The organism is Streptomyces sp. B21-083, assembly GCF_036898825.1.
Lineage (GTDB): Bacteria > Actinomycetota > Actinomycetes > Streptomycetales > Streptomycetaceae > Streptomyces.
Window position 1 is genome coordinate 3718985 of sequence record NZ_JARUND010000001.1, and the last position, 12839, is coordinate 3731823.

General features: G+C 69.8%; 10 protein-coding genes. 4 read left to right on the plus strand and 6 right to left on the minus strand.

Translation table 11 applies throughout. The features are described from left to right. Nucleotides 1-85 precede the first annotated feature (85 nt). Nucleotides 86-1363, minus strand: a complete 1278-nt coding sequence (locus QA861_RS16680) for a hypothetical protein (RefSeq protein ID WP_334589112.1) — start codon at nucleotides 1361-1363, stop codon at nucleotides 86-88. A 242-nt stretch (nucleotides 1364-1605) separates the two neighbouring features. Here QA861_RS16680 and QA861_RS16685 point away from each other — a divergent pair, with 242 nt between their 5' ends. Next, on the plus strand, nucleotides 1606-2487 hold the full coding sequence (locus QA861_RS16685; protein ID WP_334589113.1) for a DUF4429 domain-containing protein: 882 nt from the start codon (nucleotides 1606-1608) through the stop codon (nucleotides 2485-2487). 62 nt (nucleotides 2488-2549) lie between these two features. Here the strand turns inward: QA861_RS16685 and QA861_RS16690 are convergent, their stop codons facing one another. After that, nucleotides 2550-3344, minus strand: coding sequence for a class II aldolase/adducin family protein (locus QA861_RS16690; RefSeq protein WP_334589114.1), 795 nt, complete (start codon nucleotides 3342-3344; stop codon nucleotides 2550-2552). 199 nt (nucleotides 3345-3543) lie between these two features. On the opposite strand from QA861_RS16690, the gene QA861_RS16695 reads away from it, so the two are divergent. Then, entirely contained in the window at nucleotides 3544-4011 is a 468-nt protein-coding gene (locus QA861_RS16695) for a pyridoxamine 5'-phosphate oxidase family protein (protein WP_334589115.1), read from the plus strand. Between the two features lie 18 nt (nucleotides 4012-4029). Here the strand turns inward: QA861_RS16695 and guaA are convergent, their stop codons facing one another. After that, on the minus strand, nucleotides 4030-5601 hold the full coding sequence (gene guaA, locus QA861_RS16700; protein WP_334589116.1) for a glutamine-hydrolyzing GMP synthase: 1572 nt from the start codon (nucleotides 5599-5601) through the stop codon (nucleotides 4030-4032). A 387-nt stretch (nucleotides 5602-5988) separates the two neighbouring features. On the opposite strand from guaA, the gene QA861_RS16705 reads away from it, so the two are divergent. Beyond that, nucleotides 5989-6297 (plus strand): chorismate mutase, encoded by a 309-nt coding sequence (locus QA861_RS16705; protein WP_443041491.1) that lies wholly within the window; start codon nucleotides 5989-5991, stop codon nucleotides 6295-6297. A 529-nt stretch (nucleotides 6298-6826) separates the two neighbouring features. On the opposite strand, the gene QA861_RS16710 is transcribed toward QA861_RS16705, so the two are convergent. Next, the gene (locus QA861_RS16710; protein WP_334589117.1) at nucleotides 6827-7978 is read right to left on the minus strand and encodes a hypothetical protein; all 1152 of its coding nucleotides are present in this window, start codon (nucleotides 7976-7978) and stop codon (nucleotides 6827-6829) included. A 224-nt stretch (nucleotides 7979-8202) separates the two neighbouring features. On the opposite strand from QA861_RS16710, the gene QA861_RS16715 reads away from it, so the two are divergent. Further along, nucleotides 8203-9234 carry an LAETG motif-containing sortase-dependent surface protein gene (locus QA861_RS16715; protein ID WP_334589118.1) on the plus strand — a complete coding sequence of 344 codons (1032 nt, stop codon included), beginning with the start codon at nucleotides 8203-8205 and terminating at the stop codon, nucleotides 9232-9234. Nucleotides 9235-9309: 75 nt separating this feature from the next. Here QA861_RS16715 and QA861_RS16720 read toward each other — a convergent pair whose 3' ends face one another. Then, nucleotides 9310-11103: a GMC oxidoreductase gene (locus tag QA861_RS16720; RefSeq protein WP_334589119.1), complete on the minus strand. Its 1794-nt coding sequence runs from the start codon at nucleotides 11101-11103 to the stop codon at nucleotides 9310-9312. Nucleotides 11104-11135: 32 nt separating this feature from the next. Beyond that, nucleotides 11136-12767: a succinic semialdehyde dehydrogenase gene (locus QA861_RS16725; RefSeq protein ID WP_334589120.1), complete on the minus strand. Its 1632-nt coding sequence runs from the start codon at nucleotides 12765-12767 to the stop codon at nucleotides 11136-11138. Nucleotides 12768-12839: the final 72 nt, after the last annotated feature.

Here is a 12839-nt window from a genome sequence, read left to right on the forward strand (position 1 = left end):
CTCGGTCCGCGGTCCATACAGCCTGTGCGGTCCTCAGCCTCTCCGGTCCGTCAGCCTCTCCGGTCCGTCAGCCTCTCCGGTCCGTTCAGTCCGTCACGTCGATCACGCACCGGTTCGTCTCCACGCCCGCCGCGGTCACCACCTGTACCTCCACCCGGCCGGGCTCCACGTCCGCCGGGACGGGCACCGTCAGTACCTCGTCGCGGGGGTTGCTGAAGCCGCCGGGCACCGGGACCAAGGGGACGTGGACGTGGACCGGGCCGATGCGGACGACCATGCGGGACAGCCGGTCGGCGGTGCCCGCGCCCGGGGGCACGAAGCCGGCGCCGCGGATCTCGATGTCGTCGCCGGTGCGGATCGGGGCGTCCAGGTCGCCCGCCTCGCGGGAGCGGACGACCGAGAGGATCACCGGTCGGCCGCCCTCCGCGTACTTGCCGGCCACATAGGTCGCGGCCGACACCAGGACCACCACCGCCAGCCCCCACGGCAGGTCCGGCAGCTGAGCCGGGCGCCGGGCCAGCCGTACGACAGCGAACAGGAGAGCGACCGTGCCGATCATCACGTACTGGATGTCCGCGAAGGTGCCGCGGCCGGCGTCGTCGGTGAGGAGGTCGGCCGCGCGGGGACGGTCCGCGCGGACCTTCTGCAGGCGCTGGCCGAGGACGCGCAGGCCGACGACCCTGCGGACGAGCACCGCGATGGCGCACACCACCGCGAGGACGGTCACGACACCCGCGCCCCGGGCGAGGTCGAGGCCCGCGATCAGCGCGTCGCGCTCCTCGTGGCCGGAGGCCCCCGCGAGCCGGCCCACCAGGACGAGTACGGCGTACGCCAGGAACAGCACCCAGCTCGCCGCCACCACACGGGAGGTCGACAGGCGGTTGTCCTCGCCGATCAGGGGCGCCAGCGCCCCGCCCCGCGCCCGGTGGAACCAGGACGCGGCGGTCAGCACGCCTCCGACGAGTACGGCGGCCACCAGCCCTGCTGTCCGGGCGGCGGTCCAGCCCGCCCCGATCGCGGTGAGCGCCTGCACGAGCAGCAGCACGCCGATCAGCGCCCACACCGTGAACGCCGTACGGCGCCACAGCCGTGCGAGCCACACCTCGCCCTCGGCCCGGCCGCGCTCGGCGACGACCGCCGCGGACTGGGTCAGTTCGTCGGAGACCCACTGGCGGGAGGCCGAGGCCGAATGGGCCACCGCGGCCGGCAACCCCTGCCCGGCCGCGAATCCCTCCCGCATGAGCAGGAACTCGGCGACCGCGCGCCGGTGCCCCGTACGCGCCCCGTGCGGGCAGTCCCCACAGGCGCAGCCACCCCCGTGTTCCCCGGGCAGCACACCTTGCCTCGCCTCCTGCACCGCCACGCCCGACGCCCGCCTTCCACACACCCGACACGACACATCACGAACCAGGACATCCACTCACCGGAACAAACCGGGGCAGAAAGGGACTCCGGAAGCCTCAAACGTGGCTCACGCAACTCCCCTACGACGAGAGCGAATTGTGCCCTACCTAACACTCGTTGTGTGCGGCAGGTCGGCCCCGGCAGGGGAAAAGGCGAGTGAAACCGCGGCCTCCTTGTTGACCCGGCTGCGAGAATTCGCGTATGGCCGAGATCATCCAGCGCGACGGGACCTGGGTCTTCGACGGCAGCACGGTCAGGATCACGCCGGGGCTCCACCGTTCCGTGCCGCTGTTCCGGCAGACGTACGGCGAGGTCGCGGTGCCCCTGGAGGCGGTCTCCGGCATCGTCTACGAACCCGAACGCAAGCACGGGAGGCTGCGGCTCAGGCTCCGCGAGGGCGCCGACCCGCTGCTCCAGGCGACCGGCGGACGACTGCCGGACGCGGCCGACCCGTACCGGCTGACCGTGGACATCGACCGGTCCGGAGTCGCCGAGTACGTCGCCGAGGAGATCCGGCACGCCCTGCTCCTCGACCAGGTTCCCAGGGAACCGGCCATGGCGTATCTGCTTCCGGGGCCGCCCGTGCCGGTGTCGGTGCGGTCCAGCGACGGCATGGTGTCGTTCGACGGTACGCGGGTCCGTATCGACTGGGCCGACACCTCCGACCGGGTCAAGCGGGCCACCGGCCCTCGCATGCTCTCCAGCCACGATCTCGTGCGGGTCGACTGGCTGCCCAACTCCGGGTACGAGGACGGCTTCATGCGCTTCGTGACCCGCGAGACGGTGTTCTCCAAGTTGCCGCCCGGGAAGGACCCCTACGCCCTCGACCTGTGGGGCAGCACCCGCCGCGACCTGCTGACGGCGCTCGTCGCGACCGCCGTCACCGCACGTCTGCCGCACCCCTCCACCCGGGCGGTCGACCACATGGACCCGCCCCGGCTCACGCCCGCGGTCCCGCCCCGGTCCGACCATCACGACGTACTCCTGCGCAGGCTCCGCGAGTTGGGCGAGCTGCACCGCGAGGGCATGCTCACGGACGAGGAGTTCGCGACCACCAAGGCGGCCGTCCTACGGGGTTTCTGAGCCGTGCGGGGATCGGGCCCCGGCCGGGGTCGCCGAGCCGGTCGAGGTCGCCGAGCCGGTCGTCAGCTCAGCAGATCCGGTTCGCTTCTGCTGATGTCCCGCCACAGGGGCTGGTAGTTGATCCACGCGACCAGGTCACCGCCGAGCTGCTCCCGTGTCGCGACCGCCTGCTTGTGGTCGATCAGGATGGGCCGGCCCGCCGCCCGCGCCGTCAGCTGGACCTGACTCGACCGTTCCATCGACACGAACCACCAGGCCGCCGCGTCCACCGAGTCGCCCACCGTGAGCAACCCGTGGTTGCGCAGCACGAGAGCCTTGCGGGAGCCCAGCGCGGACGCGATCCGCCGACCCTCGTCGGCGTCCACGGCGACGCCGGTGTACGTGTCGTACAGCGCGTGGTCCTCGTAGAAGGCGCAGCTCTCCTGGGTGATCGGGTCGAGGAGGTCGCCGAGGGCCGAGAGGGCGCGGCCGTGCACCGAGTGGCAGTGGGCCACGGCGACGACGTCCGGGCGGGCGGCGTGCACCTGGGCGTGCACGGTGAAGGCCGCCTGGTTGATGTGGTAGCGGCCCTCGATGACCTGGCCGTCCTGGTTGGCCATGACGAGGTCGCTCACGGTGACCTGCTTGAAGGGAATCCCGAAGGGGTTCACCCAGAAGCAGTTGCTGTACTCCGGGTCGCGTGCCGTGATGTGGCCCGAGACACCGTCCTCGAAGCCGAAGCGCCCGAACAGCCTGATCGCCCCGGCCAGCCGTTCCTTGCGGTGCCTGCGCTCGTCGTCGAGCGACTCGTACATCGGGGGCATCGCGAACTGCAGCTGGTCGGTGGGCAACGGCAGGGGCGGAGTGGGCCCGTGCATAGGTCCTCCAGCACTGGGTTCCTTTACGGAGCGGAAGTTACCGTCGGTCCGCGTAGGAGAACAGGGATGTTTGCGAAGAGATGTACGACGAGATGAAAGAGATATCTGAGCCAGGGACCCAAGACTCCGACGAGACAGTGACAGGACGCCGGCGAATACACGTCACAGGATGTCGGGTATCCGCGTCAGACTCGGCCCCATGAACTGGGCAGTATTCACCACCGCGGAACCCGACCTGGCCGCTACCGTCGAAAAACGCTTCCGGGCCTTCGATCACCACAATCTCGCCACCCTCCGCAAGGACGGGTCGCCTCGCACCTCCGGCCTCGAGGTTCGCTTCCTGTACGGAGAGTTGTGGCTCGCCATGATGCCGGACTCGCTCAAGGCACTGGACCTGCGCCGCGACCCCCGCTTCGCCCTCCAGACGAACCCCGGCCCGGGGACGGACACGGCCGGCGGCGACGTACGCGTCAGCGGACGCGCGTACGAGGCCGAGGATCCGGCCACCAAGGCCGCGTACGTCGAAGAGGTGAAACCGCCGGAGCCGTTCCACCTCTTCCGCACCGAGCTGACGGAGGTCGTGCGGACGTACGTCGAGGACGACAAGTATCTGGTCGTCCAGGTCTGGCAGCCCGGAGAGCCGGTGCGCACTCTCAGGCGGACGTGAGCCGCACCGCCTCTGGGACTACTCCCACTCGATGGTGCCCGGCGGCTTGCTCGTCACGTCGAGGACGACCCGGTTGACGTCGGCGACCTCGTTGGTGATGCGCGTCGAGATCTTCGCCAGGACCTCGTACGGGAGGCGGGACCAGTCCGCGGTCATCGCGTCCTCGGAGGAGACCGGGCGCAGGACGATCGGGTGGCCGTACGTACGGCCGTCGCCCTGGACGCCCACGCTGCGCACGTCCGCGAGGAGGACCACCGGGCACTGCCAGATGTCGCGGTCGAGGCCGGCGGCCGTCAGTTCCTCGCGGGCGATAGCGTCGGCCTCACGGAGGAGGTCGAGGCGGTCCTTGGTGACCTCGCCGACGATGCGGATGCCGAGGCCGGGGCCGGGGAACGGCTGGCGCTGGACGATCTCGTCCGGCAGGCCCAGCTCCTGGCCGACCATCCTGACCTCGTCCTTGAAGAGCTTGCGCAACGGCTCGATCAGCTCGAACTCGAGGTCTTCGGGCAGTCCGCCCACGTTGTGGTGGGACTTGATGTTGGCGGTGCCGGTACCGCCACCGGACTCGACCACATCGGGGTAGAGGGTGCCCTGCACCAGGAACGCGACCTCCGGACCCTCGTCCGCGATGATCTCGGCCTGTGCCTGTTCGAAGACGCGGATGAACTCGCGCCCGATGATCTTCCGCTTCTCCTCGGGGTCGGAGACCCCGGCGAGCGCGTTCAGGAAGCGCTCCTCGGCGTCGACGACCTTCAGGGTGACGCCGGTCGAGGCGACGAAGTCCTTCTCGACCTGCTCGGTCTCACCCTTGCGCATCAGCCCGTGGTCGACATACACGCAGGTCAGCTGGGAGCCGATGGCCTTCTGTACGAGGGCTGCGGCGACCGCCGAGTCCACGCCGCCGGAGAGACCGCAGACGGCGCGCTTGTCGCCGACCTGCTCGCGGATCAGCGCCACCTGCTCGTCGATGACGTTGCCGGTGGTCCAGGACGGGGTCAGGCCCGCGCCCCGGTAGAGGAAGTGTTCGAGGACCTGCTGGCCGTGCGTGGAGTGCATGACCTCGGGGTGGTACTGGACCCCGTACAGCTTCTTCTCGTCGTTCTCGAAGGCGGCGACCGGGACGACGTCCGTGGACGCCGTGACCGAGAAGCCCTCGGGTGCGGCGGAGCAGGCGTCCCCGTGGGACATCCACACCGACTGGTCCGCCGGGGTGCCCTCGAAGAGGGTGGAGGACGGCTTTGTGACGGCCAGCTGTGTACGGCCGTACTCGCGCGCTCCGGAGTTGTCGACCGTGCCGCCGAGGGTGGTCGCCATCAGCTGGAAGCCGTAGCACATGCCGAAGACGGGGACGCCGGCCTCGAAGATCGCGCGGTCCAGGCGCGGGGCGCCCTCCGCGTAGACCGACGAGGGGCCACCGGAGAGGATGATCGCCGCCGGGTTCTTGGCGAGCATCTCCTCTACCGACATCGTGCTCGGCACGATCTCGCTGTAGACCCTGGCCTCGCGGACTCGGCGGGCGATGAGCTGGGCGTACTGCGCACCGAAGTCGACGACCAGGACGGTGTCGGGGGCGGGGGTCGCTGCTGACACGGGGGCCTTCCGGCGGTTGGGCGGGGGTCTGTGTGGGCAATTCTACCGGGGTGGCTGTGGGACACCGCGCCGTCGACCGGGGGCTGCCGCCCCCAGACCCCCGCCACGGCCCTGAACGGGCCTCGTCCTCGAACGCCGGACGGGCTGAAGGTGCCGACCGGCGCTGAAAAGGATGCCGCCTTGGAAAGGCGGCCCTCCCCGTGCATACTGACCCCCATGCTCACGCACCCGACCTTCGTCTTTACCTATGGCAACCGGCCCACCGGCTGCCATGGTCGTGCTGCTTGAGCAACTGACAAGCGACTTCCCAGGCGCCCCGGGCCGACAAGGCCCGGGGCGCCTGCCGTTTCCGGGTTCTGCCGGTCCGGGGCACCTCCTTCCGATCCTTTGGATCCTTCCGACAAGGAGCCCCGTATGACCTCTCTCGATGTGACCGGCGCCCGCACCCCTGAGGCCGCCGATGTGATCACCGGCGCACGGGAACGCATCGACGCCCTCGACGACCGGATCATCGGTCTCGTCCAGGAACGGATGGCCGTGTCCGCCGTGATCCAGGAGTCGCGGATCACCTCCGGCGGACGGCGCGTGAACCTGTCCCGCGAGATGGACGTCCTCAGCCACTACCGGGACGCGCTGGGCAGGCCCGGCACGTCCCTCGCGATGACGTTGCTGGAGCTGTGCCGGGGTCGTATCTGAGTTCGGGCGCCGTCTCACCCGTCCGGCGCGTGACCGCCGTACGCCGTCCTCGTTGGTACCGGTGTCCGCGCCAGCCAGGGGCGGGCCCGCACAAACCACGCGTGGCTCCAGGGTTGCGACCGGACGGCAGGGGACAGCAGCCCGGTCAACCCAGAGAACGGTCGGCCCCGGGGACGCCCGGGGCCGGCCGACACAGGACAGCACAGTCGACTGCGGTACAAGGGCCAAAGAGTACGAGTCCGGGTCAAAAGGTTGCGTACTCGGTGACCTTCCAGCACGATGCAGGAACAGCTCCACATCCCTTAGCAGGCAAGTGCATTGCCTCGCGATCCCCGACTGCCATTGGTCCAGACCAGGCGTGCGCCTCCTGTACGCCGGGGCGCCGACCGTGGGTACAGACCAACAACGCGGCGCAACCCCCCGGCGCCGCTTTCCCCCAGGCACCGGCGCTGCCCTGACGCCGGTGCTGACGGAGAAGGGCCCTGCGGCTCCGCCCCGCGGGGCCCTTTGCCGTGTCCGGCGCCCACTCTCAGGAACGTGTCACGATGCCGCAGCTCTTGGTGTCGACTTCACCGCTGCGGTCGTAGGGGTCGACGGCGGGGCCGGTGGGGCTGGCGCCCGTCGAGTCGGCGTCCGAGTCGAACCCGGGGTGGAGATAGCCGTCGTACACGTCGCAGGCCGAGTTGCCGAGCGAACTGTCGTAGTTCGCGATGCTGATCCGACCTGGTGTGACCTGGTACTTGGCCGGGTCGTAGAGCCTGATGTCGAGGACCCGGCGCACGATCGTGCGGGCCACCTCGGTCGCGCCCGGGTCGGCGTGCGTCAGCGGATAGACGAAGGTGTAGTCGGCGTGCACGACGACGGTCTCCTGCCTGCCCGCCTCGAACGTCATCCGTCCGCGGATCTTGACCACGTCACCGACCAGGCGCAGTTCGGCGGGGTTGAACCTACTGAACATCCGCAGCGGATCATGCTTCTCGTCCGGTCGGCTCAGGCCGGTGTTCAGCAGGCGGAGCAGATCCTTCTGGCTGGGGTCGATCACCTTGAGTGCCGCTTCGGGGCGCCCGCCGCGCAGGGTGGCGGGGTCGAGGTTCGCGTTGACCAGGAGCCGCTTGGTCTGCTGAAGCGCCCGTTGCACCTGGGCCTTCGAGAACGAGCCCACCGCCTTGGCCGTCGGCAGGACGATTCCGGCCGCACCGTTCGAGTACCGCACAGCTGGTGATCCGGCGAACGGCCTGGTGAGGGTGGGGACATCGGGGTCCGCCGTCGACGGCGCCGCGGACGGCGCTGCCGTCTCCTCGGGGAGCGGGGTGGCGGCGTAGGTCTCGTCCGACCCGGCGGAACCGAAGGGGTCGCCGGGGAGCAGAGACGGCTTCATGGCCACCACCGCCACGGCGATCGCCAGTGGTGCGCCGATCACCGCCCACCACCGTCGGCGCCTCACCGCGCGGTCGTCGGCCTTCTGGCGGGCGGGGTCGGTGCGCCAGCCCGTGGGCTGTTCGCCCCGCGCGTCCTGCTGGCGCAGCCGTTCGGTGACCATTCGCGCCCGTGCGGACGGTTCCTTCGGAGCGGAGGCACGGATGTCCCGCTCGGTGTCGCGGGTGAACTGCTCCCATATGTCATCGGGAACCGACGGCTCGGGCTCTTCGGCCGGCTTACCGCCGGGCTGGTTGTCAGACACGAGGGATATTCCTAAGTGATCCGCAAGTGTCTCCACAACCAGCCCACACTCAAACCCCCACGCTCGTACCCAAAACCCGAGAGGGCAGTCCAGATGTGACCCAGCACACATAAGTTTTCTGTGAGCAAAGGGCAACCATTCACAGCCGCCGCATGTCACACGTTCAGAACCAGGGGCCACGCCCGTGCCCCGTCACCTGGATGTTCCGAGGTCTTGAGGTCTTCATGAAGCTTCGCCGTGCCATGGTCGCCGCAGCGGCGACGGCTGTCATAACCCCGCTGGCCCTGCTGTCCGCGCCGGTCGCGTTCGCCGACGGGTCGCCCTCGGCCACCCCGAGCGAGACCGTCACCGAGACGCCGTCGCAGACCCCGAGCGACTCCACGTCGGCGACCCCCTCGGACCCCGCGCCCTCCGACACCGGTCTGCCGTCGGACGTGCCGTCCGACAGCGCCTCGCCGAGCGCGAGCATCAGCGACTCCGCCTCGCCCTCTGCCTCCGTCTCCGCCTCCCCCTCGGTGTCCGCCGAGCCGAGCGAGAACCCGACGGACCCGGACGTCCCGTTCTGCGAGGACCTCGACGAGGACTACAGCGACGCCCAGGTGTCCGCCGACATCAAGGGCCTGCCCGGCAAGATCGTCGCGGGTGACGGCTTCCACGGCTTCAAGCTGGTCGTCACGAACGACTCGAAGGCCGACATCAAGGGTGTCGCCTTCTACGCCGAGATCGAGAACTACGAGTTCGACGAGGCGAAGTTCCTCAGCCCGTACGTCGACCTGGAGTTCAAGAACCCCGAGACCGGCAAGTGGGACCGGATCGGCGACGACGACTGGGCCGGCGACTACTTCTTCTACGTCGACAAGCTGAAAGCCGGGGCCAGCGAGTCCGTCGACCTGCGCGTCAGCATCGACAAGCAGGCCCCCGCGGGCGACGCCTACTCCTTCGGCTCCGGCGCCTACATCGACAACGTCGACGGCCAGGACTGCATCGCCGAGGGCTGGGCCCAGTACGACTTCAAGGTCCTGAAGTCCGGCTCCTCGAACACCGACCCGGGTTCGGCCACGCCGAGCGACAACGGCTCCAAGGACCCGGTCCACAAGCCCCAGGGCAACGTCTCCGACCTGCCGACCGGCAACCTCGCCGACACCGGCTCCAGTTCCGCCCTGCCGATGATCGGCCTGGTCGGCGGTGTCGCCGTCGTCGCCGGTGCGGGTGCGGTGTTCGCGATGCGTCGCCGGAAGGCGGGCACGGAGGCGTAAGCCTCCGGCAAGGACAAGAGAAGGACCTGCGCTCGGAGGGGGGCGCGGGTCCTTCTCTTATTTTCTTCGGCCTTTTTATTGTTTCTTCGGCACCGTCGGTATCCCCAGGAACGGCAGGCGCAGCGCGCCGAACGCCTCCGCCGGGACCGCCGGTGACTTCGGTTCGACCGGCTGCAGACGTTCGTACGCCGCGCCCTGAGCCGGACGCGGGTCCGCCTCGCCGTTGTTCGGCCAGTACGACACCGCGCGTTCCGCCTGGGCGGTGATCGTGAGGGACGGGTTGACGCCCAGGTTCGCGGAGACCGCGGCGCCGTCGACCACCGAGATCCCGGGATGGCCGTACAGACGGTGGTACGGGTCGATCACGCCCGTCTCCCGTGAGTCGCCGATCGGACAGCCGCCGAGGAAGTGCGCGGTCAGCGGCATGCCCATCAGTTCGCCCACGTTGCTGCCGGCGAAGCCGTTGATCTCGGCGGCGAGCGCCGAGGCGCTCTCCGTCGCCGCCCTGATCTGCTTGGGGTTGGGGGAGCCATGCCCCTGACGGGCGGTGAGCAGGCCCTTGCCCGCACCCTTGGGCTTCAGGTAGGTGGTCAGGGAGTTGTCCAGGGACTGCATCACCAGGCCGATGATGGTCCGCTCCGACCAGTGCCGGTTGGAGATGGAGCGCAGGACCAGCAGGGGGTGGCGGGCGGCGTTCGCCAGCCAGCCCAGGGCCCTCGACGACCCTTCCGCGTACGGGACCTGGAGGATCGACAGACCGCCCATCGAGTTCGAGCCCTTGCCGTAGCGGACCGGTTCGATGTGGGTGTTCGCGTCGGGGTGGACCGAGGACGTGATGGCGACTCCGCGCGTGAAGTCGACCTTCGCCTCCCCGGTCACCTTGCGGTAGCGGCGGTCGTCGGTCTGGGCGCCGACCAGCGCCTCCGAGTTGGTACGGGTCAGCTCGCCCAACCGGTCGGAGAGGTACGGGAGTTGGCCGCCCGCCTTCATCCGGTGCAGCAGGGTCTGGGTGCCGTACGTGCCGGCCGCGAGGACGACCCGGCGGGCCGTGAGGGTGCGGCCCGCGCCCTTCCGCTTCGCGTCCGTCGGGAGCGTGGTGACCGCGTAGCCGCCACGCGAGTCGTCCGTGACGGACACGACCGTCGTCAGGGGGTGGACGACCGCGCCCGCCTTCTCCGCGAGGTAGAGGTAGTTCTCGTTGAGGGTGTTCTTCGCCCCGTGCCGGCACCCGGTCATGCACTCACCGCACTCGGTGCACGCCTTGCGCGCGGGCCCGGCGCCCCCGAAGTAGGGGTCGGGGGCCTGCTCCCCCGGCGCCGCCCTCACCTTGCCCTCCGCGTCCTCACCGTCTCCGAAGAAGACGCCCACCGGCGCCATGTGGAACGTGTCCCCGACGCCCATCCGCTCGGCCGCCGACTTCAGATGGACGTCGGAGGGGGTCATCGTCGGGTTGAGCCGTACGCCGAGCATGCGCCGGGCCTGGTCGTAGTACGGGCCGAGCTCCTCCTGCCAGTCCGTGATGTCACGCCACTGGGGGTCGTCGAAGAACGGCTTCGGCGGTACGTAGAGGGTGTTGGCGTAGTTCAGCGAACCGCCGCCGACACCCGCGCCCGCCAACACCATCACGTTGCCCAGCAGATGGATGCGCTGGATCCCGAACAGACCGAGCCTGGGCGCCCAGAGGTAGTTCTTCAGGTCCCAGGAGTTCTTGGGGAGCGTGTCGCGCGTGAAGCGGCGGCCCGCTTCCAGTACGCCGACCCGGTACCCCTTCTCGGTCAGCCGCAGGGCGGTGACAGAGCCGCCGAAGCCGGAGCCCACGACGATGACGTCGTAGTCGTATTTCTGGTCGTCGTCGTGGTCGTACGACACGTGCTCTCCTCGTTGAGAACAGAAAACGTCGGTTACCGCAGCCTCAGGGCCTTCATGACCTTCAGGCTCCGGCTCATGAACTCCGCGTACTTCTCGTCGTCCATCCCCAGGGCCGGGGCCATCGGCAGCAGGCGCTGCTGGGCGACCGTCTGGGCCTCGGTGTACTTGAGGATGCCCTCGGAGCCGTGGCGGCGGCCGAGGCCGGAGTCCTTCATGCCGCCCATGGGCGACTGGACGCTGCCGTACGCGGACGCGTAGCCCTCGTTGACGTTGACCGTGCCGCAGCGCACGCGGGCGGCGACAGCGCGGCCACGGGCGCCGTTCTTCGTCCACACCGAGGAATTGAGGCCGTACGGCGTGGAGTTGGCGAGGGTCACCGCCTCGTCGTCGGTCTTGAACCGGTAGATCGAGACGACCGGGCCGAAGGTCTCCTCCGAGCAGACGGCCATCGGGGTCTCGACGCCGTCGAGGATCGTCGGCTCGTAGAAGTACGGGCCGATGTCCGGGCGGGCCGTGCCGCCCGCGATGACCTTCGCGCCCTTGGCGACCGCCTCGTCGACGTGCTTCGCCACCGTCTCCAGCTGGCGTGCACCGACGAGTGAGCCCATGTCGGCGCCGTACGCGAGGGACTTGCCGAGCCGCATCGCCTTCGTGCGGGCCGCGAAGCGCTCGACGAACGCGTCCGCGATCGACTCGTGGACGTACAACCGCTCGATGGAGATGCAGAGTTGCCCGGCGGAGGAGAAGCAGGCCCGGACCGCGCCCGCCGCCGCCTTCTCGATGTCGGCGTCGTCCAGGACCAACATGGCGTTCTTGCCGCCGAGTTCGAGGGACACGCCGACCAGGCGTGCGGCGGCGCCCTGCGCGACCTCGCGGCCGGTGCGGGTGGAGCCGGTGAAGGAGACGTAGTCGGCGTGCTTGACGACCTCGGGGCCGATGACCGGGCCCTCGCCGAGGACGACCTGGAAGACGTCGGCGGGCAGGCCGGCCTCGATGAGCAGGTCCCGGGCCCACAGTGCCGTCAGGCAGGTCTCCGTGTCCGGCTTCATCACGACCGCGTTGCCCGCGACGAAGGCGGGGATCGCGTCGCCGACCGACAGTTCCAGCGGATAGTTCCAGGGGGCGATCTGGCCGACCACCCCGCGCGGGTGGCGCAGTTCGGTGACCTTGGTGAGGGTGGGCATCGCGCCCGCGTGCCGCTTGGGCTTGAGGTACCGGGGTGCCATGCGGCCGTAGTGGCGGGCGGCCACGGCGACGGCCTGGACCTCCTCGTGGGCGTGCAGCCGGGCCTTGCCGGTCTCCAGCTGGATGAGGTCGAGAACCTCCGCCTGGCGGGCCAGCACCAGGTCGTGGAAGCGCAGCAGCACGGCCGCGCGCTGCCGTACCGGGGTCTGCTCCCACACGGCCTGGGCGGTGCGGGCCCGTTCGTACGCCTTCTCCACGTCCTCGGGAGTGGACTCGGGCAGGTCGGCCAGCTTCTCGCCGGTGAACGGGGTGTGGTTGGCGGTGCGACCGGAGCCGACGACACCCTTGGTGAGCTGGGCGACCAGCTCGGGGGTGACCACGTCGGCGGCGGTGCGGGCGCCTGTGGGCGCGGGTGCCAGGGGGTTCGTACCGGTGGGGGCGTCGGTGCCGGGCTTTACCGGGGCCTGCGAGTCCGTCATGAGCCGCAGGGTATGACGGCTCGGAGGCTTTGGGTACCCATGGGTAACCCGGATTCACCGAGTACGCACACG